A 19,453-nucleotide genomic window follows, 5' to 3' on the forward strand; every position below is an offset into this window, starting at 1 on the left:
TTGCCGAATGCGCTGGACGCGGGGTGGAGCAGCCCGGTAGCTCGTCAGGCTCATAACCTGAAGGCCGCAGGTTCAAATCCTGCCCCCGCAACCAATACAACAATCCCAAAACAAAACAGATAAAGCATAGTCTCACTGCGTCCGGAAAGTGGATGCTGTCGGCCGAATGGTCCGGCATGCCTGTGCGCGCGACCAGTTTAATATCAAGACGCTGGCGACACCGGAATGGGACGAGCGGATGTCAGATGAGTAGGCGGCAGCGGGCGAGATGGTGCATTAAATAGGACCTGAATTGTTTACGGCAAGCAATCCGGCTGGTTTCCCGCGGCAATCCTTTAAAAAGCGGGAGCCTCCGAAATTTTGACCGGGACAGCGGCTCCGCTCTGCAACCCGCAATGACTCAAACCTCTGTCGCCTTCGCGGTGGACTACGATCCAACTCGAACAGCGACGCGGAATTCCTGTCACCCATCAAAAATTCCTTTGACCCCATCGGTGTGTCCTTCGCGTAAGTTGGCATGTGTGCCGATGACGATCCGCCATGCCCGGTGGTTCGCTCAAGCGGCTCCCAACGCTGTTGAGTATGATAATGGACCTGCCAAAAATAAAAACATTGATCGATTTTGTTGGAAAGTCGCCCGTTAGTAGTCTGTTCGTGACAGAAGACGGTGTCACGGTTCGCATATTCAAAACGGTAGGTGACGTCGCTGAAGCGACGCCAGAAAGACAGAACGAGGACGTGCAACCGTCTATCGCGCAGATGTTGGAAGAACGTACCGTTCGGGGCAGGGCAATCCGCGCGCCGGTTTTTGGCATTCTCCACCGCGCTCCCGCTCCAGGCGAAGGTCCCTTTGTGGAACATGACGACACGGTTGAAGAGGGACAGACACTTTTCATTATCGAAGCGATGAAAGTCTTCAATAAGATTGCTGCGCCATGCGCGGGCCGCGTCACTTACCTTACTGCGACGGATGGTGGCGAGGTAGACGTAGATGAACTTCTGGCGGAGATCGCCTGATGCGCGAGAATTCTGCCGTTCCCCGCCCGCTCTTCGATACAGTACTCATTGCCAATCGTGGGGAGATAGCCGTTCGGATTCGCCGAGCCTGCCACGCCTTGGGTTTAAAGACAGTCACAATTTGCTCGGAAGCGGACAGGAACACCTCCTGTAGCGAGACGGAAGACGGTTTTCTGTGTATCGGCCCGGCCAATGCGAGCAAGAGCTATCTCAATAGGGACGCGATCCTCCTCGCGGCCCGCCTTACCGGCGCGGACGCGATTCATCCCGGCTATGGATTTCTCTCTGAAAACGCCGCTTTCTCGCGGGCCGTCGAGAATGCGGGAATGGTCTTCATTGGCCCCGATGAATGCGCCATTGCGACGATGGGAGACAAGATTGTCGCAAAGCGTGCAATGATCGCTGCAGGCGTTCCCTGTGTGCCCGGCCCTGACGCGGCTTTGCCCGATGACGGTGAGCTTGTTTCCCAGATTGCTGCGGATATCGGCTACCCGGTCATCATCAAGGCCGCTGGTGGCGGCGGCGGGCGGGGTATGCGTGTGGTACATGGCCCAAGTGAGTTGAATGAGGCGTTCACCGTCACACGCGAAGAGGCGCGGCAGGCGTTCGGTAATGCCGACCTCTATATGGAAAAATTCCTCCTGCATCCACGACATATCGAAATCCAGGTATTGTGCGACAGGTATGGTAACGCTGTATGGCTCGGCCATCGCGACTGCTCCATGCAACGCCGCCATCAGAAGGTGGTGGAGGAGGCGCCTGCGCCGGGCATCACCGCGGAGATCGTCGAGCCCGTCGGGCTCGCTTGCGTGAAAGCCTGTCGACAAATTGGCTATCGCGGGGTCGGCACCTTCGAGTTTCTTTACGAAGATGGCAAGTTCTACTTTATCGAGATGAATACGCGCCTTCAGGTCGAGCATCCCGTCACTGAGATGACGAGCGGCATCGATATCGTGCAGGCGCAGATTAGGTCCGCGAAGGATGAGCGGCTGCCGCTGCGCCAGATAGATATAGTTTGCGAAGGGCACTCCTTCGAGTGCCGTATCAACGCGGAGGACCCAAAGACAGCTCTACCTTCCGCCGGTGTGATCACCGATCTTTCGTGGCCCGAAGGGGACGGCGTCAGGGTCGATACACACATCCACAGCGGCTACCGCGTCTCGCCCTATTACGACTCTCTCATCGCAAAACTGATCGTGCATGCACCGAGCCGCGCCGAGGCCATGGCGAAGATGAGGCATGCGCTGGCCGAGACGCGCCTGGACGGTATCTCCAGCAATCTAGCTCTTCTTCAATCCCTCTTTCGGGATCCCGGTTTTTCAGAAGGGGAAACGGACATTCATTATCTTGAGCAATGGCTTGAAGCCTGGAGCGCATCATGAGCAAGCTTGATTTTACCGATCCGGCTGTTCTGGCGGCGCTGACCGAGATGCTGGCGGATGCCAGGGTAGACGGCTTGGAAATCAGCGCTCCCGGCTGCGAAATTCGCCTTGTCGTTTCTTCATGCGGCAAGGCGGCGAAGCCTTCAGCGACGTTGCCTTCACAGAAAACCGAACCATCCAGAGCCGTCGTCAAAGCTCCGATTGCCGGCCATTTTCACGCATCTGAAGCCGATGGCGAAGATCCATTTATATCCAACAAAAAAATCGGCCAGGCGTTGGGCTCGGTCCGCATTGGCCACATCCTGGTTCCCGTTACCACCGGTCGGGCTGGTACCGTAACCCGTCAGCTTGCGGAGCATGGTGCGCTCGTGGGCTTCGGAGACCCCCTTTTCGAAATTGAGCTTCAGTCATGAGCGTTCCATCACACAACCTCTCGTCGCGCCATGAGGTTCGGCCCCTTGCAGCGGGACAGGCCAGGATTTCGTTTATCGGCTCGCGGGCTTTTCTTCTCGAGGCGCCGGGTGAATTCGACCTGCCTGCGCAGCGTTTGATCTGGGCGTTGTCTCGGGTGGTGGGCGTCTGGCCTGAGGTGGCTGAGGTCATTCCCGGCATGACCAACCTGTTGACCATTCTAGAGGACACACCCGAAAATCCGCAGGCCATTGTAGAGCGCCTCCTCGATGCGTGGGACAATGCGACAGCTCTCGATCTCGCGGGTAAAACGCACGAGATTCCCGTTCATTATGGCGGGGAACATGCGACCGACCTCGCGGCCCTCTGCGATTTTTCAGGGTTAAGTGACCGGGAGGTCGTCCGCATTCATCATCAGGCTACGTATCGCGTCTTCGCGCTGGGGAGCGCTCCGGGTTTTGGTTATCTCCATGGTCTGGACGCCCGGATCTACATGCCGCGAAAGACGGTGCCATCAATCAGAATGGAAAAGGGCTGCGTCACGATAGGGGGCATGCAGACTGGGGTGGCAATGCTGACGGGTCCCAATGGCTGGAATTCCATTGGTTATGCCGACTTGCAGATGTTCGATCCGGCTTCGGCAACCCCGGCACTGCTCGCCCCTGGCGATATTGTTCGCTTCATTCCTGAAAGGATCGAGCTATGATGGAGATTGTCGAGACAGGTCCCTTCAACACCGTACAGGATCTCGGCCGCCCCGGCTTTCGGGATATCGGCGTTTCGGCTGGCGGCGCGATGGATCCACTCGCTGCCAGCATCGGTAACATCCTCGTTGGCAATCCGGCTGGCTCCGCCACCGTCGAGGTGCAGACTTTTCCGTTCAAGCTGCGCTTTACAGTACCGAGCGTATTCGCGGTCACCGGGGCAGACGGTGTTTATCTGCTTAACGGAAAAGAGCAGTTGTCCTGGTCTGCCCGGCAGGCCCATGGAGGAGACGTTCTGGAACTGCGCCACCCTCCGAAGATGGCGCGTGCCTACATCGCCTTCGCAGGCGGCGTGGACGTGCCGCTGTTGATGGGGTCGCGCAGCACTGCCTTGCGGGGCAACTTCGGCGGTTTCGAAGGCAGATCGTTGACCACGGGCGACATTCTGCTGTTGGGCGCGGACGGGGACGGGCTGCCCCTGCCCACGGATGGACTTGCTGCGGTGACGCCCTTGCGGGCAATGGCAGATGCATTTCCCCCTGTCCTCGAAGGTGTGCTGCAGGTCCGTGCCATCCCCGCCGGCGAGCACCATCTTTTTGGCGAAGACGCAGAGGCCTTCTGGGGCCGGGAATGGCGTATTTCCTCACGGAGCGATCGTACCGGCTATCGGCTAACCGGCGACCCGATTAAGCCCGTTATGACGGTGGAAATGCGCTCGCATGGTGTGGTGCCCGGTGTCGTTCAGGTTCCACCTGGCGGTGAGCCGATCATCCAGATGAGTGACGCGAATACTGCCGGTGGCTACCCGAAAATCGCCGGTGTGATCGAGGCAGATCTCTGGCGGCTTGGGCAGGCGCGGCCCGGCGCGACGATCAGATTTGTCAGGTCGAGCCATGACGAAGCGCGCAGGGTGGAGAAGGCGGTTGCCGCGTATATCGAGGATATCAGGCAAACTGCGCCGATGGTGAAGCGTGCCTTGAAAGCGATGGCCTGACGAAATCGGAGAAACCATGATGAAGATCGATCTCAATTCGGATATGGGCGAAGGTTTTGGACCCTACCGGCTGTGCGATGATGAGGCGATGATGAAGCTGGTTTCATCGGCAAATATCGCCTGCGGCTTTCACGCAGGCGACCACGATACCATGGCGCGGATGGTTCGACTGGCGAAGGCGAACGGCGTCGGTATCGGTGCGCATCCGGGCTTGCCCGACAGGGCCGGCTTCGGCCGGCGCGAAATCTCTTTCCAGGCGGATGAGCTGCGTCAGCAGATGCTTTACCAGCTTGGCGCGCTCATTGCTATTGCGCGGGGCGAGGGCATGACCGTTGGTCATCTCAGTTTCCATGCGGCAATGGGAAACATGGTCAATCGTGACCCGGTGCTGGCGGATGTGATGATGAGTGCGGTTTTTTCAGTAGACCCGAAGCTCGTGGTGTTCGTAACGCCGGGAAGCGAAATCGATCGCGCTGCCAGGCGCACCGGTCTGAAGACGCTTGCGTTATTTCTTGCTGACCGTGCCTATGACGCCAAAGGCGGCCTCGTCGCGCGCGGGCTTCCTGGTGCTCTCGTGAAGGATGAGGTTTCGGTGCGTACCCGCGTTCGGCGTTTCCTGAAAGAGCAGACCGTCGAAACAATCGACGGCGCAATCATCCCCATGCCCGCCCGCTCTATTCTTGTCCATAGCGACACGCCGGGTTCGCTGGAGCTTGCAGGTATTGTGCGCAGCGAAATCCTCGCCTCTGGCGCCATTCTCGCGCCAGCCTCCGAACTTGCATCCTAATGGGCTCTACGTGGCCCCGGTTCCATATCCCAGTGAAAGATCACCCTGATGCCCTCTACAGCCGATCGACTGAAAAACGTTTCCGTTTCCGCCTCCGCCGCCATGACGCAGCGCGCCAGAGAACTATCGGCGCAGGGTATAAAGGTGGTCAGCCTTTCCTCCGGCGAGCCTGATTTTCCGACGCCCGCACACGCAGTCGAGGCGGCGCATGAGGCCGCACTGAGTGGGCAGACAAAATACCCGCCAATGGACGGTACACCGCAGCTGAAGGCTGCGATTGCCCGCAAGTTCAAGCGCGACAACAACCTTATCTATGATGCCAGCCAGATCATTGTATCGGGCGGCGGTAAGCAGGTGATCTTTAATGCGATGTTGGCAACCTGCAATCCCGGCGACGAGGTTGTCATCCCAAGCCCGTCATGGGTCAGCTACGCGGACATCGTCAAATTTGCAGGCGGCGTGCCGGTGGCCGTTCCCTGTGTCGAGGCAACGGGTTTCAAGCTTCGTCCGGAGGATCTGGAAGCCGCGATCACTCCCCGGACCAAATGGCTCCTCCTGAACTTTCCGAACAATCCGACGGGTGCGGCCTGCTCCCGGCGCGAGATGGCGGCGATTGCCGATGTGATGTTGCGGCATCCGCATGTCTGGATATTGACTGACGACATCTACGAGCATCTTGTCTATGACGGGTTTGAGTTCGGTACCATCGCCGATGTAGAGCCCCGCCTTTACGATCGTGTTCTGACGATGAACGGTGTTTCTAAAGCCTATGCGATGACCGGCTGGCGGCTGGGCTATTGCGCCAGCGGCTCCAGGGAGCTGATTTCGGCGATCAGCAATGTCAACGGGCAGAATAGCGGCGGTATCGCGACCGTTTCGCAGGCTGCGGCTATTGCCGCACTGGACGGCCCGCAGGATCTGCTGAAGGAACGCGCTGCCATCTATAGTGAACGCCGTGACTTCGTGTTGAGCAACCTGGCGGCGATTGACGGTCTCCGGTGCCACAGGCCGGAAGGCGCCTTTTATCTTTATCCGAACATGGCCGGCCTCATCGGCAAGACCACAAAGGGTGGCCGAAAGATTGAAAGCGATGTCGATTTCGTCATGGCACTGGTTGATGAACACCACGTTGCCACTGTCCAGGGGGCGGCTTACGGCATGAGCCCTTATTTCCGCATCTCCTATGCAACGAGCATGGATATGCTGAAGGAGGGATGTGCCCGCATTTCGCAGTTTTGCCACGACATGCGGTAATCACGATGCCGTTGCCCCGCTCTGCGGGGCAACGAGCCCGGCGGTCAGAGCTTCAGTTTCTCCGCCAGTTCCATCAATATATCCTTCACGGCGAAGGCGGGCTCCGACAGCGAGGTCTGGTCGGACATGCAGAGCGACAATGTCTCTTCGATCCGCGGTGATAATGGCCGGCAGACGATCGGTTGATTGCTTTCGGAAACAATCCGATCGGCAATCGCCTTGGGCATGATGCTTGCGCCTAGACCCATGGCGACAGCCTGGACCAGCGTCCTCACCGTTTCGATTTCGGCGACGACCTTGAGATTGATCCTGCTTCGTGTGAACGAAGTTTCCACGGCACGACGGACGAAATTGTAGATCGGTGGCATCAGCATCGGCATACCGTCCAGCGATGCGATGGGCACCGGCTTTGCATCGGCATCGAATCCAAAATCGCGATGGGCGACCAGAAAGAACTCTTCGGTGAGAAGGGGCTGGAACTTTACCCCCTTGATGGGCCCTGTTCCGTGGATTAACGCCAATTCCAGGCGGCCGTTCATGATCATTTGGCTATATGCCTGCCCGACGCTTTCCGTCAGGTGGATGAGGATGCCCGGATGCCGCTTCCGGGTCTCGGCGAGCAGGTCAATTGAAAGGGTTGCTGCGCTGCTGAAAGGCACGAGACCTACGGAGACGCGTCCGGCAATCGAGGTGCCGGCCGCCGCGGCGTCAGCCTGTGCCTGTTCCATCTGGCGCAGAATGATTTGTGCATGTCGATACACGGCCTGACCCGCATCCGTCATGGTGACGCCCTGTTGGCTGCGGATCAGCAGTTTCTGGCCGAAGTGATCCTCCAGCGCTGCAAGCTGCTGGCTAAGTGCCGGTTGGGCGAGATGCAAGATGTCGGCCGCCCGGGTGATGCTGCCGCTATCAACGATTACGATGAAGGATTTTAAGCGTCTGATGTCCATGCTGATGCGACTGTATTGTTGTCGAAGCAGCTTACATCCAATCCCCTGATTTGCAATGTGGCCACGGCCTCGGAGGAAAGAGCGCAGACTCCGGGATCGTTGTTATATTTCAAACAGGAAGGCCTCTCAGACACTCCATAAAACTTGCTTATTACCTCAAAAGTAATCGGTCTTAGGCAAGCACAAAAAGCTTCGCTAATGTCCATGACAACAAAAAGGGGATCATAATGCCTTTCTCCGACTACAAGACCGCACTCATCACGGGCGCTTCTTCCGGTATCGGCGCCGCAGTCGTTGAACGACTTCGCAGGGAAAATATCGAAGTTCACGCGGTTGCCCGCAGCGCCGCTGCTCTCCACGATCTGGCAAAGCGCACTGGCTGTGTAGCGCACGCCATCGACGTCACCGATCGCGCCGCCATTAGCGCGCTTGTCGATACCATGCAGTTTGACATTCTGGTCAACAATGCCGGTGTCGATCGGCCCAAAAAATTTCTTCAGGCCGACGCCGAAGATATCGATCTCCTTGTCGATGTAAACCTTCGTGCCGTCCTGCATCTTTGCCGGCTGGTGGTGCCCGGCATGGTGGAGCGTGACCGCGGGCACGTCATCAATATTTCCTCGATTGCCGGAAACTACAATTTCGGCGGCAATTCCACCTATCATGCGGTGAAGGCGGGTGTTGCCATGTTGTCGAACCAGTTGCGGATCGACGCATTCGGCAAACGCGTCCGTGTAACAGAAGTCTGCCCCGGCCGCGTTGCGACAGATATCTTCAATCATGTCCATGGCGACGACCCGAGCGTGCGTGAACGCTTCATCGACGGTTTCGAACTGCCAAAGCCGGAAGACATTGCGGATGCGATTGCTTTTGCTATCGCCGCACCGGTTGCCGTCAATATCGGCCATATGGAAATCACGCCCACCCTGCAGGTGATGGGCGGTCTGCAGACGGCCAGACCGCAGGACGTCAATGAAGCGCGCAACGCCGGGGAGCAAAAGCCGTGAACGGCTTTGATCTTTCGGCAATACTCAGCAATCCCGAATATCTGGGAATGCTGGCGCACGGTCTTGAGATGACGTTTGTCATCTTCTTCGGGTCGTGGTCACTGGCCATGGCCCTGGCGCTTATTCTCCTGTGCATCCGGTTCTCACCCTTCCGGTTGGGTGACCGCTTCGTGGCGGCTTATGTGTCGTATCACCGCAATGTCCCGACGCTGGTGCAGCTCATGCTGTGGTACTTCGGCATATTCACCCTGCTCCCGTCGGGTCTATCAAACTGGCTGATAAATCATAATGCAGAGTCGATTTTTGCGGTTGTGGGTCTCGGCCTCTGTCAGGCCGCTTACTTCAGCGAAGATTTGCGTTCCGGCCTCCGCTCTGTCGGCCCCGGCCAGATGGAGGCAGCAAAAGCGCTCGGCCACAGCTATCTGTCTGCGATGCGTTTCGTCATCATGCCGCAAGGGGTGCGGAATGCCTTGCCACCCCTTATCAATCATAGCGTCTCGCTTTTCAAGAACAGCAGTCTGGCATTGGTGATCGGTGCGTCTGAACTGACCCACGCCATCAAGGAAATCGAAAATCTCAGTTTCCAGACGTTCGAGATCTACCTCGTCGGGACGGTGCTCTACCTTGCGATTTCACTGCTCATCATGGCGGCCGGCGCTTATCTTTCCATGCGGCTCGATCCCGCGACGAGGGCCCGCGCATGATCGGCGACATCATTACCATTATTCAAGATCATTGGTTGCTGCTGCTGATCGGCCAGTATCCTAACGGTCCGCTGGGCGGTCTTGCGAATACGGTCATCCTGTCGGCGCTTGCCATCGTCCTGGCGTTCCCCGTCAGCATTCTCATGGCGCTTGCGCGTCTGACCAAATGGCGTCTGTTGCGGTGGCCGGTCACGGCGCTCGTTTACGTTACCCGCGGCGTACCGCTGCTGATGCTCATCCTGTGGACCTACTTCCTTATTCCGCTTTGGACCGGGGCGGACGTGCCAAGCTTCATGATCATGCTGGTGACGCTGGTCGTCTATCAGGGAGCGTTCCTCAGTGAGGTCGTAAGAGCAGGGATCATAGCCGTGGGGGAAGGCCAGTTGGATGCCGCAAGAGCCCTCGGCCACAGTTATATGGGCGCGATGCGCTTCATCATTCTGCCGCAGGCGCTGTACAACATGATCCCGAGCATGATTTCCACCTTCGTCGCGACAATCAAAGACACGACGCTGGGTTACGTCATCAATGTGCCAGACCTGACGTTCGCGGCAAGCCAGGTGAACAACCAGCTTCTCACGCAGCCATTCCAGGTCTTCCTGATCCTCGCCGTCGTTTATTACGCGATCTGCTGGAGCCTCACCTATCTCGCCAATTCGGTCGAACGCCGCATCGCCAGACGCCGCGCCGGCGTCGTGGCCCGCACGCAACAGGCAGCAATGGCTCAAGCCAAAATCATCACGGAGCAGCCATGACCACGTCAGCATCCTCGACACAGCAGACGATCCGCATTGCTAATGTCTGCAAAAGCTATGGCGACTATCAGGTTTTGAAGAATATCGACGCCGACGTCGCTCGGGGCGAAGTTGTCGTTATCTGCGGCCCGTCCGGTTCCGGCAAATCCACGCTGATCCGCACGGTCAACCGGTTGGAGGAAATCAATAGCGGTTCAATTACGCTCGATGGCCAGGATATTCACGCTGCGACGAAAACCAGGGAGCTTAATCTGCTGCGCAGCCGCGTCGGGTTCGTTTTTCAGAGTTTTAATCTGTTCCCGCATCTCTCGGTGCTGGAGAACATCACAATTTCACCCATCCGCGTCAAAGGCGTGTCGGCGGATGTTGCCCGCTCCAAGGCGTTGCAGCTTCTCGAACGCGTTGGCCTTTCCGACAAGGCGGGAGCTTACCCCGGGCAACTATCCGGCGGCCAGCAGCAGCGTGTCGCGATTGCTCGCGCTCTTGCCATGGAGCCGCCGGTGATGCTGTTCGATGAGCCCACCAGTGCACTCGACCCCGAAATGGTCGGCGAGGTACTGGCCGTCATGAAGGGCCTTGCCGCCGAAGGCATGACCATGCTGTGCGTCACCCATGAAATGGGCTTTGCGAGAGATGTCGCAGACCGCATCTGGTTCATTGATGCCGGTGAAATCCTGGAGAAGACGACGCCACAGGAGTTTTTCACCACACCACGCCATCCGCGTGCGCAGCGGTTTCTGGCCGACCTGCGCCACTGATACATAATCAACCATAAGAGGAGAACGAGACATGAACTGGAAATGCCTGACACTCACAGCGATCATCGCCGGTACGGCACTTGCCGCACCCGCGTCAGCCGACCAGCTGGACACCATCTTGAACAACAAGGTGCTGCGTTGCGCCACCTTTGCGGACGTTGTGCCCTTTGCTGCGCCCGACCCCAAAACTCGCGAAATGGCCGGATTTGATGTCGACCTCTGCAATGCGATTGCTAGAGAACTGGGCGTGAAGGCTGAAATCAAGCCGGTTTCGGTCGAGGCGCGTGTCCCAGAGGTCAAGCTCGGGCGCGTCGACATTACCGTCGCCAACCTTGCTTACACGCAAAGCCGCGCCGAGCAGATCCAGTTTAGCGATCCATATTACCTCGCCAAGGAAATGCTGATCGTTCCAGTTGACGATGCCGGACAAAAGAAGGCCGATTATGAAGGTCAGCGTGTGGCCTCGACGAAGGGCTCGACCTCGGAAATGTCGATCAAGCTCAACAAGTCGGAGCCCTTGACGTTCCAGGACACAGCCTCCGCCTACCTCGCCGTTCAGCAGGGTAAGGCACGCGGCATGGTAGCCAACACCATGACGACGACCAAGTTCGTCAACGAGTCCAAAACCAAGGGTAAGCCAATGCGCATGATCGAGGAGCCGATGTTGTATCAGCCGATCGGCATCGGTATGGCGAAGGATAATCCGAAGCTAACTGCGAAGATCAATGAAGTGCTTCGCAAGCTGGATGCTGACGGCGAGATCAACAAGATCTGGGACAAGTGGCTAGGCCCGAATACTGAATACAAAATGGCCCGCACCGACAAGGTCGTTCCGCTGTCCGAACTGAAGTTCGATCCCATTCCCTGATCCTGCCCCGAGTTACTCTCGGGCAAGAACTCCACCAGACGAAACATTCATTGCAGGCGGCGGGATGCTCTCGCCGCAGGCCTTACCGTGGGAGGTCTTATGATCCACATAAAAGATATAGCAGAGCGGCCGGGCAAGGCCGACATCGAAGCACTTTCGCAGTTTTCGCCAGCCACCATTCATGAGGCGCAGGGACGCAGGGGCGCGCTGTCATCGCGGCTTAAACCCGTTGATCACCGGATGAAGCTGTGCGGACCCGCATTTACGGTCAAATGCGCTCCCCGCGACAACATCATGTTGCAGCTTGCTATCAACTACGCCACACCGGGCGATATCATCGTCGTTTCCGCAGGCGAGTATGAAGAAGCCGGTTCTTTCGGCGATGTGCTTGCCAATGCCTGCCTGGCAAAGGGGATCGGCGGATTGGTTACCGACACCGGTGTCCGCGATACCCTGCAATTGAGAGAACTTGGCTTTCCGGTATTCTCGCTCAGCGTCTGCATCAAGGGAACTGTAAAGGAAACCATTGCCGCCGTGAACGACAGCATCATCGTTGGCGGTGAGATTATCAATCCCGGAGACATCATCGTCGGTGATGCCGATGGTCTCGTGGTCGTGCGTCGGGAAGACGCCCAGGAAACCGCCCGGCTATCCCGGGTTCGCGAAGATGCCGAGGCGGGCTATATCGAGGCCTACAAGCAGGGAAAATCCGTTATTGAAGTCAGTAATCTTGAACCTGTCTTGAAGGCCAAAGGTCTTCTCGTCGATATCTGACCGGGAAGGCAACGAAGGCCACGAGCGCACCAAGCTCCAGCAACTGAACGGCGCAGGCGACCGGCGCGCCGTTTCACGTCGGAGATTCCGACGTCGCTTTCGCTTTTCGCTCTTTCCGCGTCACTTCGTTGAAATCCGGGTGCTTTCCGGGTGATCGACCGACGGATGGATGGGAGAAAGTGGAACCCGTTGCGCGGCACGCCGCCATCCTGGGCCAGTCTCACCACGGTTAATTCAGTCTCAGGCCCGATCCGGGATCAAAGACGTGAATATCAGAAGAGGCGACTTCGACTCCGATTATTTCACCAATTGCTGGTCGTATCTCGGCGGGCACGGAAATGTTGATCTCGTGGCGATCATTCTTGAGGCAGATAAGGCGTGTCTCGCCGTGGAACTCATTGCGCTCAACGGTTCCGCGAAACGCCTTGGCATCTTGGTTCAAGCGGAATGATCCCGGCCTGATCCCGACGGTGACCTCACCGGAGCGCAGACCAGCAGGGGCAGCAAACTTCACGAGATCGTCGCCGACGCCCTCCGGCGTCATCTGCAATTGCAGGAAATTCATGTTCGGAGTGCCAATGAAGCCTGCGGCAAAGATGGTTCGCGGTGTCTGGTAAATCTCTTCAGGCGTGCCCATCTGCTCGATCCGTCCGTCTTTCATGAGGACGATACGATCGGCAAGCGTCATGGCTTCGAGCTGGTCATGAGTGACGTAGATGCTCGTCGTTTTCAGGTCCCTGTGGAGCCGTGCGATCTCAACACGCAGACTGCCCCGGAGCTTGGCGTCGAGGTTCGAAAGCGGCTCGTCGAAGAGAAAAACTTCCGGCGTCTTGATCATGGCGCGGGCAATCGCCACACGCTGCTGCTGTCCGCCCGACAGTTCCGTGGGCTTGCGCGCAAGGTAGACGCCAAGTCCCAGCGCATCGACCACGGGCGCAAGACGCTGGTCGATTGCAGACTTTCCAATACCGGCCCTCTCGAGCCCGAAGGTGATGTTGTCCCGTACGCTCATATGAGGGTACAGCGCATAATTCTGAAACACCATGGCGATGCCCCGGTCGCCGGGGTCGCGGTCGTTCATCCGCTCGCCGCCGATGAGAAGATCTCCGCCGGAAATTTCCTCAAGCCCGGCAATCATTCGCAGCATGGTGGATTTCCCGCAGCCTGACGGTCCGAGAAAGACGACGAATTCGTGGTTATCGATCTTGAGGTCAAAATCCCGCATGACCTCCAGCGAACCATAGACTTTCCGGATTCCCCGGCACTCGACGGTGGCCATCAATGCGTCTCCCCATTCATCACGATCTGCAGCTTCACATCTTCAGGCCGGCCTTCGGCCGCCCTCTCGAAAGCGGCAATCGATTGATCGAAGGCATAGGTGCCGGAGACCAATGGTTTCAGGTCAACCTTGCCGGCGGCAATCAGCGCCAAAGCGCGATCGAATACGTTGGCGTAGCGGAAAACCGTCTCGATACGGCATTCGCGGAAGCAGGCTGCTGCAAGGTCCACGGCGACGGGTTCCGGCGGCAGGCCGACGATAACAACCGTTCCGCCAGGGCGGACGACCTTGAAGAGATCGCGGACCGCAGCCGGCGCGCCCGAGCATTCGAAGACGATATCCGCCCCCCAACCTTCGGTTTCCTCATTGACCGTCTGAACGAGATCAACCTCCTTCAGATTGACACCGGTTATGCCGCCATAGCTTTCAGCAAGTTTGAGCTTGGTCGCGGAAATGTCCGAAATGAACACCCGAGAGCAGCCACCGGCCAGAGCGGCGAGCGCCACCATGATGCCGATCGTCCCGCAGCCGGTAACGACCGCGGTATCGCCAGGCGTGATGTTGGCCCGGGCGGCCGCCTGCATGCCCACGGCAAATGGTTCGACCATCGCCCCTTCGGCAAAGGAGACATTGTCCGGCAGCTTGTAGGTGAAACTCGCCGGATGAACCGTTTCGGGGCAAAGCACACCGTGCACCGGTGGTGTCGCCCAGAAGGTGACAGCGGGATCAACATTGTAGAGGCCGAGCCGCGACGCGCGAGATTTCGGATCGGGAATGCCGGGCTCCATGCAGACGCGGTCGCCGGGCTTCAAATGCGTTACATTGGCTCCGGTCTCGATGACGGTCCCCGCGGCCTCGTGGCCGAGCACCATTGGCTCATTGACGACGAAGTCACCGATGCGCCCGTGCGTATAATAATGCACGTCGCTGCCGCAGACACCGACGGTATGCAGACGAATGCGAACGTCATCCGGCCCCAATTGCTGCGGAATTTCGATGTCGCGCAGGGAAAGTTCGCCGACACGTTCGAGGACAAGTGCTTTCATGGGTCAGTCAACCTTGATCAGTTTTCTTGGAAAATGCGGCATTGAGGCCACCTGCAAGCACGCCGAGCAGGATCAGTGGCGGCAGCGACAAGAGGACGACGGCAGCGTTGAGGATGCCCCACGGCACGTTCATGCCGAGCTGCGACATTTCGGACGCGATGATCGGCAGGGTCTTCGCCTTCGAGGTCGTGAGCATCATGGCAAGCAGGAACTCGTTCCATACAAGAACGAATGAGAAGGCGACCGCGCCAAAGACCTGGAAACGGGCAATTGGCAGGGCGATGCGGAAGAACGTCGCATAGGGACCAAGTCCATCCACCCGGGCAGCCTCTTCAACGTGTAGGCTGACGCGCTCAAAAGCCGGCACGGAAAGCCATATGGTTATTGAAGCAGTGACGATGAGATAGGTCACGATCAGCGACAGTCTCGTGTCGTAGAGATCAAGACCAAGCCAGATGACCAGCATGGGAATGGCGATTGCGACGGGCGGCAGGAAACGGAGCGACAGGACAAAAAACTGTGCTTCCGCCGTGATCCTGTTCTTGAATCGGGCAATCACATAGGCGGCGGGCACACCGAGTACTGCGCCGAGGACGACCGCACTCGAGCAGATGATCAACGAGTTGGTGAGCGCGCGCGCGACCGAACGGCGATTGAGCACATAGCTCATATTGTCGAGGACAGGCTGGAAGACGAGTTTAGGCGTCGATACCAGCAGGTCGGCATTGGTCTTGAAAGCGTTGAGCAGGGTCCAAAGCAGCGGCAGCACGACAAGTGCGGCGGCCAGAACCAGCAACACCCTGAGGAAGAAAGTGGAGACTTTCATCGGTTCAGCCTCTTCCACGTAAAGGTAAAGGTGACAATGGTCAGGACCATCATGATGACAGCCATGGAGGAGGCGTACGAAATCTTGCCGGCTTCGATGAAGCCCTGCGAATAGGCGTACATGTCCAGCGTCTCGGTAGAGATGCCGGGACCACCGCGCGTCATGACGTAAACGAGATCGAAGGAACGCAGGCTCTCGATAGCCTTGACGAGGAGCAGGCTGATCAAGGGCGCTTTCAGCATCGGAAGCGTTACAAAACGATGGATTTCGAAGCGGCTCGCGCGATCGATACGTGCGGCTTCCAGCGGCTGCGGCGGCAGGGATTCCAGAAGCTTCAGGATGATGACTGCAAAGAACAAACCCCACTGCCAGACATCAACGAAGGCAACGGCAAGAAGGGCGCCGAGGGGTGTCGACAGAATATCGGGCGTAATGCCGGTGAGTTCCCTGACCGGCCAGGTCAAGGCGCCGTAGAGCGGATGAAAGGCGAATTTCCAGACGAAAGCGGCGCAAACCCGTGGCAAAAGAACGGGAATGATGAAAAGCACGCAGAGAACGTTTCGTACGCGAGGGCTTGCGGCCTCGAACATCGCAATCCCGAGAGCAAGCCCGGTCACCATGGTCATTGAGACGCTGATGACCTCCCACTTGAACGACACCCAAAGCGCGTTCAGAAAACGTGCATCTGAAAACAGCGCGGCATAATTGGCAAACCAGACGTAGTCCGCGTCGGGCGCAGACAGCGTGCGGTTTTGCAGGGAGATGTTGATGGCGTAGACCGTCGGCACGAGCGCCAGAACGATCAGGATGCTGAGAGTGGGTCCAAGAAAGACGTAAGGCAGCGAGCGGCCGCGGCGCATGGCAGGTCCTCGGGTGGGGAAAAGGGGGCGCGTCACTGGACGCGCCCGTCAGACGGCTTGGGAGGCGTCAGAGTTTGGCGGCGAAAGCTTCGAGTTCGTTGAGCGTCGCCTTGATATCGGTGCGGCTGCCGGTGATCAGCTCTTCGAGCATGATGCCCCACTGGTTGCCCAGTTCCTGCCAACGCGCATCCTGCCAGAAGGTCACGGTGGTCTTTTCACCGGTCGCGGCCATGGCATCGGCAAGGTTCTGGCCGAAGGTCTTGGCATATTCCGGGCTCTGGTAGGTGCTGGTGCGCGTCAGTTCGCCCGGCTGGCCGGCGGCGAGGCGGCGTGCTTCCTGTTCCTTGGATGTCGCCCAGGCAACGAAGAGACCGGCGCAGGCCTTCTCCTCGTCAGTCTTGTTGGCCTTGGAAGCAATCGCAAAACCATGGGCGTAACCGGCGCCGGGCAGCGGCGACGGCGGAACCGAGAATGCCACCTTGTCCGCAACCTGGCTCTGGGCCTTATCGACGGACATGCCGCCAAGAGGTGCGGATTCGATGATGATCGCCACCTTGCCGGAGCGGAAAGCGCCGGTGGACTCGTCCCAGGAGCCGGTCTGCGTGCCCGGTGCGGAATATTTAAAGAGCTCGAGATAGGTCTCGGTCGCCTTTACGGCCGCATCGGAATTGAAGGCAGGCTTGCCATCCTTGAACCACTCGCCGCCATTTGCCTTGAAGAAGGGCATCCAGCGCCAGACATTGGCGCCTGAACCGCGCTGACCGCGCAGGGCAGTGCCGTAGACGCCATTGGCCGGGTCATGCAGCTTCTTCACGGCGGCAAAATATTCGTCCCATGTCTTTGGCGGGGCGATGCCCGCCTTTTCTAGAAGGTCGGTGCGATAGACCATCAGGTCGCCGCCGCCCTGTACCGGTGCAAACCACTCCTTGCCGTCGTAGGTCGCAGCGGCGCGCATGCCGGCGTCGAAGTCCTTGTAGTCGTATTCTGCCGGGTAAAAGCCTTCGAGCGGAACGATCCACTTTGACGAGGCAAAAAGCGCCAGATTGGCTTCGTCAACGTAATAGACGTTGAAGCTACCGACTGTCGAGGCGTCGGCCTGCGACTTTGCGCGGCGATCATTCTCGTTGAGATAGCTGATCTCGAAGCCTGCGCCAGATAGTTCTTCGAACTCATCGACATATTTTTCGAGAAGGGTCAATCCGTCGCGCGGCTGTGCCAGAACACGCACGTCGCTCGTGCATTGTGCGGCGGCAAACGCGCTGGACGCGGCAAATAGGGCAACAACCGCGCAGCCTGCGCGGAGAGCATTGAGTGTCATGATGTCCTCCCTTGGTGGCAACTCCCGTGCCATCGACGCGTCCAGATTTGCGCAAGCGACGGGCGCAAACTAGTTGGCGCCAGTCACAGAACTGGTATTATCTTGACATTTGTACGCCATAACATGAGCAGATGAATGCGTATTGCATCAGACTTTCCTCAATCAGTATCTGAGACCTTCACCGCCACGCGCGAGCAGATCGTCTTGCCCCGAGGCGCTTCCTATCTGATCCGCCGGGACGACTATCCCAACCCGATCTGCATCTGGAACTATCATCCCGAATGGGAAATTCACTTCATACCTGATGCTACCGGCTTCGCTTATGTGGGAGACTACATCGGTTCGTTCCGTCCGGGGCATCTGGTGCTCACGGGGACAAACCTTCCCCATAACTGGATTACACCGGGCGCGCCGGCCTTGCCCGGCCGTGACATGGTCCTGCAGTTCGACGCGGATGCCTTGATTGGCGTCCGCTCGGTCTGTCCGGAATTTGACGTGCTCTACCGACTGAAACCCCTGGCGCAACGCGGGATCGAGGTTCTGGGGGAAGACGCGTTTACTATCGGGGCAAAGATCCTCAGGCTGCATTCGGCAGGACACCGCGGCGGACTGGGCCTTTTTCTGGAAATCCTCGAGGATATCGAAACAGCCGCCGAGAAGCGGCTGCTCGCCAGCGAACACTTCATATCCGTTTATAATCAGGTGTCTGACCGCAGACATCGCAGGATCGATCAGGCGATCCAGATACTGCAATCGAATCCTGCCGCGCAAATGCGGGAAGTGGCAGAACTGGTCGGCTTCGAGCCCTCCGCATTTTCGCGTGCCTTCCGGCGCCTGACCGGCATGAACTTCTCCGACTATAGCCGTTCGGTGCGTGTGTGGCGCGCGAGAACCCTGCTTGCGGAGACCGAGACATCGATTACGGATGTCTGTTTCGAGGCGGGCTTCAACAACCTGTCGAACTTCAATCGCTACTTTCGGATGGAGATGGGGCTTACACCTCGAGCCTACAGAAAGGCCGCTCGCATCAGGGCGAAATCCGTTATCGCAGGACCATCAGCGAAATAGGGTTTGCCGATGGCCTGAACGGGCCTGCGTGTGCAACGCTTTCTGACGCGGATGCGTTCTATGCCGCCAGCGTTCGTCTTTCATCGCTGTGAGGTATGCCGCAAAGGCGGGCGGATACCTGGACCTATGGGCGCCATCAAGAGGAGGAGTTCATGCACACAGGTGTCAAGCAGCTGATCGCAGCGCTAACGCTTGCGGTTGCGCTATCGGCGCAATCCGCTTCCGCCGCCAGCCCAAAGCCGGTGCCGGTTGGGAGCGATCATTACCGCGGCAAGTGGCTTGAGATTGGCCGTATGCCGATGCTGCTCACGGACGGCTGCGTCGCCGGCTATTCGACATACCGGCAGGGCAGGGCTGCAAACGAGGTTCTGGTGGAAGACGGCTGCCGGGTCGACACTCCGCAGGGCCGGCTGAAAACCATCAGGGGCGTCGGCAAGATAGAAGACTTCGGTTCTGCGAATGCAAAGATGCGGGTTCGCTATCCTCTCCTCATCAATTTCAACTATTGGGTCCTGTATAAATCCCCGGACAAATCGTGGTTCATCAGCGCCAATCCCTCCACGGATGACGTGTGGATCTACGCCAGAAGCGTGCCCTCCAAAAGCAAACTTCAAAGAATGATCGCAGAAACGCGCAAGCTGGGTTACGACGTCAACAAGCTTGAGTTTCCAGCTCAGCGCTAAGGACCCTG

The 19,453-nt window shown here is 58.2% G+C and carries 21 protein-coding genes and 1 tRNA gene; 16 read left to right on the forward strand and 6 right to left on the reverse strand.

Annotation, left to right across the window (positions count from 1 at the left end):
- The first annotated feature begins 17 nt into the window (after positions 1-17).
- The 8 genes from FHW77_RS17090 (at position 18) to FHW77_RS17125 (ending at position 6,549) form a co-directional block, all read left to right on the forward strand.
- Positions 18-94 (forward strand) — tRNA-Met (locus tag FHW77_RS17090).
- Positions 95-588: 494 nt separating this feature from the next.
- Complete coding sequence (locus FHW77_RS17095) at positions 589-1,017, forward strand: acetyl-CoA carboxylase biotin carboxyl carrier protein (protein WP_044459934.1); 429 nt, start codon at positions 589-591, stop codon at positions 1,015-1,017.
- Complete coding sequence (locus tag FHW77_RS17100; protein WP_100911380.1) at positions 1,017-2,399, forward strand: acetyl-CoA carboxylase biotin carboxylase subunit; 1,383 nt, start codon at positions 1,017-1,019, stop codon at positions 2,397-2,399. Before FHW77_RS17095 ends, FHW77_RS17100 begins: the two co-directional genes overlap by 1 nt.
- Positions 2,396-2,812, forward strand: a complete 417-nt coding sequence (locus FHW77_RS17105; protein WP_022563502.1) for an acetyl-CoA carboxylase biotin carboxyl carrier protein — start codon at positions 2,396-2,398, stop codon at positions 2,810-2,812. Before FHW77_RS17100 ends, FHW77_RS17105 begins: the two co-directional genes overlap by 4 nt.
- The gene (gene pxpB, locus FHW77_RS17110; protein ID WP_044459725.1) at positions 2,809-3,516 is read left to right on the forward strand and encodes a 5-oxoprolinase subunit PxpB; all 708 of its coding nucleotides are present in this window, start codon (positions 2,809-2,811) and stop codon (positions 3,514-3,516) included. Before FHW77_RS17105 ends, pxpB begins: the two co-directional genes overlap by 4 nt.
- Complete coding sequence (locus tag FHW77_RS17115) at positions 3,513-4,508, forward strand: 5-oxoprolinase subunit C family protein (RefSeq protein ID WP_100911381.1); 996 nt, start codon at positions 3,513-3,515, stop codon at positions 4,506-4,508. The genes pxpB and FHW77_RS17115 overlap by 4 nt, the downstream gene beginning before the upstream one ends.
- A gap of 19 nt (positions 4,509-4,527) precedes the next feature.
- The gene (locus FHW77_RS17120; RefSeq protein ID WP_004438027.1) at positions 4,528-5,295 is read left to right on the forward strand and encodes a 5-oxoprolinase subunit PxpA; all 768 of its coding nucleotides are present in this window, start codon (positions 4,528-4,530) and stop codon (positions 5,293-5,295) included.
- Between the two features lie 48 nt (positions 5,296-5,343).
- Positions 5,344-6,549 carry a pyridoxal phosphate-dependent aminotransferase gene (locus FHW77_RS17125; RefSeq protein WP_044459727.1) on the forward strand — a complete coding sequence of 402 codons (1,206 nt, stop codon included), beginning with the start codon at positions 5,344-5,346 and terminating at the stop codon, positions 6,547-6,549.
- 44 nt (positions 6,550-6,593) lie between these two features.
- Here the strand turns inward: FHW77_RS17125 and nac are convergent, their stop codons facing one another.
- The gene (nac, locus tag FHW77_RS17130; RefSeq protein WP_004438029.1) at positions 6,594-7,499 is read right to left on the reverse strand and encodes a nitrogen assimilation transcriptional regulator NAC; all 906 of its coding nucleotides are present in this window, start codon (positions 7,497-7,499) and stop codon (positions 6,594-6,596) included.
- A gap of 227 nt (positions 7,500-7,726) precedes the next feature.
- Here nac and FHW77_RS17135 point away from each other — a divergent pair, with 227 nt between their 5' ends.
- The 6 genes from FHW77_RS17135 to FHW77_RS17160 all read left to right on the forward strand — a co-directional run bounded on the left by FHW77_RS17135 (position 7,727) and on the right by FHW77_RS17160 (position 12,365).
- Positions 7,727-8,506, forward strand: coding sequence for an SDR family oxidoreductase (locus FHW77_RS17135; RefSeq protein ID WP_044459728.1), 780 nt, complete (start codon positions 7,727-7,729; stop codon positions 8,504-8,506).
- Positions 8,503-9,210 carry an amino acid ABC transporter permease gene (locus FHW77_RS17140; protein WP_044459729.1) on the forward strand — a complete coding sequence of 236 codons (708 nt, stop codon included), beginning with the start codon at positions 8,503-8,505 and terminating at the stop codon, positions 9,208-9,210. Before FHW77_RS17135 ends, FHW77_RS17140 begins: the two co-directional genes overlap by 4 nt.
- Positions 9,207-9,965, forward strand: a complete 759-nt coding sequence (locus tag FHW77_RS17145) for an amino acid ABC transporter permease (protein WP_100911382.1) — start codon at positions 9,207-9,209, stop codon at positions 9,963-9,965. The genes FHW77_RS17140 and FHW77_RS17145 overlap by 4 nt, the downstream gene beginning before the upstream one ends.
- Entirely contained in the window at positions 9,962-10,723 is a 762-nt protein-coding gene (locus tag FHW77_RS17150) for an amino acid ABC transporter ATP-binding protein (RefSeq protein ID WP_022563508.1), read from the forward strand. Before FHW77_RS17145 ends, FHW77_RS17150 begins: the two co-directional genes overlap by 4 nt.
- A 31-nt stretch (positions 10,724-10,754) precedes the next feature.
- Complete coding sequence (locus FHW77_RS17155; RefSeq protein ID WP_100911383.1) at positions 10,755-11,591, forward strand: ABC transporter substrate-binding protein; 837 nt, start codon at positions 10,755-10,757, stop codon at positions 11,589-11,591.
- 99 nt (positions 11,592-11,690) lie between these two features.
- Entirely contained in the window at positions 11,691-12,365 is a 675-nt protein-coding gene (locus tag FHW77_RS17160; RefSeq protein ID WP_004438040.1) for a 4-carboxy-4-hydroxy-2-oxoadipate aldolase/oxaloacetate decarboxylase, read from the forward strand.
- Positions 12,366-12,594: 229 nt separating this feature from the next.
- Here the strand turns inward: FHW77_RS17160 and FHW77_RS17165 are convergent, their stop codons facing one another.
- The 5 genes from FHW77_RS17165 to FHW77_RS17185 all read right to left on the reverse strand — a co-directional run bounded on the left by FHW77_RS17165 (position 12,595) and on the right by FHW77_RS17185 (position 17,694).
- Positions 12,595-13,644, reverse strand: a complete 1,050-nt coding sequence (locus tag FHW77_RS17165) for an ABC transporter ATP-binding protein (RefSeq protein ID WP_044459732.1) — start codon at positions 13,642-13,644, stop codon at positions 12,595-12,597.
- Positions 13,644-14,690, reverse strand: a complete 1,047-nt coding sequence (locus tag FHW77_RS17170; RefSeq protein WP_004438046.1) for an NAD(P)-dependent alcohol dehydrogenase — start codon at positions 14,688-14,690, stop codon at positions 13,644-13,646. The genes FHW77_RS17165 and FHW77_RS17170 overlap by 1 nt, the downstream gene beginning before the upstream one ends.
- Before the next feature lie 7 nt (positions 14,691-14,697).
- Positions 14,698-15,516, reverse strand: coding sequence for a carbohydrate ABC transporter permease (locus FHW77_RS17175; RefSeq protein WP_006698723.1), 819 nt, complete (start codon positions 15,514-15,516; stop codon positions 14,698-14,700).
- Positions 15,513-16,376, reverse strand: a complete 864-nt coding sequence (locus tag FHW77_RS17180) for a carbohydrate ABC transporter permease (RefSeq protein ID WP_004438055.1) — start codon at positions 16,374-16,376, stop codon at positions 15,513-15,515. Before FHW77_RS17180 ends, FHW77_RS17175 begins: the two co-directional genes overlap by 4 nt.
- 67 nt (positions 16,377-16,443) lie before the next feature.
- Positions 16,444-17,694: an ABC transporter substrate-binding protein gene (locus FHW77_RS17185; RefSeq protein ID WP_004438056.1), complete on the reverse strand. Its 1,251-nt coding sequence runs from the start codon at positions 17,692-17,694 to the stop codon at positions 16,444-16,446.
- Between the two features lie 135 nt (positions 17,695-17,829).
- On the opposite strand from FHW77_RS17185, the gene FHW77_RS17190 reads away from it, so the two are divergent.
- Both FHW77_RS17190 and FHW77_RS17195 read left to right on the forward strand, forming a co-directional pair.
- Positions 17,830-18,762, forward strand: coding sequence for an AraC family transcriptional regulator (locus FHW77_RS17190; protein WP_004438057.1), 933 nt, complete (start codon positions 17,830-17,832; stop codon positions 18,760-18,762).
- Between the two features lie 152 nt (positions 18,763-18,914).
- Entirely contained in the window at positions 18,915-19,445 is a 531-nt protein-coding gene (locus FHW77_RS17195) for a lipocalin family protein (RefSeq protein WP_100911384.1), read from the forward strand.
- Positions 19,446-19,453 lie beyond the last annotated feature (8 nt).

It is taken from the genome of Agrobacterium sp. RC10-4-1 (genome assembly GCF_014138475.1).
Classification (GTDB): domain Bacteria; phylum Pseudomonadota; class Alphaproteobacteria; order Rhizobiales; family Rhizobiaceae; genus Agrobacterium; species Agrobacterium pusense.

Excerpts from the sequence above, each read along its gene's own strand:
- FHW77_RS17095 (WP_044459934.1), top strand. The coding sequence starts at position 589 with ATGGACCTGCCAAAAATAAAAACATTGATCGATTTTGTTGGAAAGTCG.
- FHW77_RS17100 (WP_100911380.1), top strand. The coding sequence starts at position 1,017 with ATGCGCGAGAATTCTGCCGTTCCCCGCCCGCTCTTCGATACAGTACTC.
- FHW77_RS17105 (WP_022563502.1), top strand. The coding sequence starts at position 2,396 with ATGAGCAAGCTTGATTTTACCGATCCGGCTGTTCTGGCGGCGCTGACC.
- pxpB (WP_044459725.1), top strand. The coding sequence starts at position 2,809 with ATGAGCGTTCCATCACACAACCTCTCGTCGCGCCATGAGGTTCGGCCC.
- FHW77_RS17115 (WP_100911381.1), top strand. The coding sequence starts at position 3,513 with ATGATGGAGATTGTCGAGACAGGTCCCTTCAACACCGTACAGGATCTC.
- FHW77_RS17120 (WP_004438027.1), top strand. The coding sequence starts at position 4,528 with ATGAAGATCGATCTCAATTCGGATATGGGCGAAGGTTTTGGACCCTAC.
- FHW77_RS17125 (WP_044459727.1), top strand. The coding sequence starts at position 5,344 with ATGCCCTCTACAGCCGATCGACTGAAAAACGTTTCCGTTTCCGCCTCC.
- nac (WP_004438029.1), bottom strand. The coding sequence starts at position 7,499 with ATGGACATCAGACGCTTAAAATCCTTCATCGTAATCGTTGATAGCGGC.
- FHW77_RS17135 (WP_044459728.1), top strand. The coding sequence starts at position 7,727 with ATGCCTTTCTCCGACTACAAGACCGCACTCATCACGGGCGCTTCTTCC.
- FHW77_RS17145 (WP_100911382.1), top strand. The coding sequence starts at position 9,207 with ATGATCGGCGACATCATTACCATTATTCAAGATCATTGGTTGCTGCTG.
- FHW77_RS17150 (WP_022563508.1), top strand. The coding sequence starts at position 9,962 with ATGACCACGTCAGCATCCTCGACACAGCAGACGATCCGCATTGCTAAT.
- FHW77_RS17155 (WP_100911383.1), top strand. The coding sequence starts at position 10,755 with ATGAACTGGAAATGCCTGACACTCACAGCGATCATCGCCGGTACGGCA.
- FHW77_RS17160 (WP_004438040.1), top strand. The coding sequence starts at position 11,691 with ATGATCCACATAAAAGATATAGCAGAGCGGCCGGGCAAGGCCGACATC.
- FHW77_RS17165 (WP_044459732.1), bottom strand. The coding sequence starts at position 13,644 with ATGGCCACCGTCGAGTGCCGGGGAATCCGGAAAGTCTATGGTTCGCTG.
- FHW77_RS17170 (WP_004438046.1), bottom strand. The coding sequence starts at position 14,690 with ATGAAAGCACTTGTCCTCGAACGTGTCGGCGAACTTTCCCTGCGCGAC.
- FHW77_RS17175 (WP_006698723.1), bottom strand. The coding sequence starts at position 15,516 with ATGAAAGTCTCCACTTTCTTCCTCAGGGTGTTGCTGGTTCTGGCCGCC.
- FHW77_RS17180 (WP_004438055.1), bottom strand. The coding sequence starts at position 16,376 with ATGCGCCGCGGCCGCTCGCTGCCTTACGTCTTTCTTGGACCCACTCTC.
- FHW77_RS17185 (WP_004438056.1), bottom strand. The coding sequence starts at position 17,694 with ATGACACTCAATGCTCTCCGCGCAGGCTGCGCGGTTGTTGCCCTATTT.
- FHW77_RS17190 (WP_004438057.1), top strand. The coding sequence starts at position 17,830 with ATGCGTATTGCATCAGACTTTCCTCAATCAGTATCTGAGACCTTCACC.
- FHW77_RS17195 (WP_100911384.1), top strand. The coding sequence starts at position 18,915 with ATGCACACAGGTGTCAAGCAGCTGATCGCAGCGCTAACGCTTGCGGTT.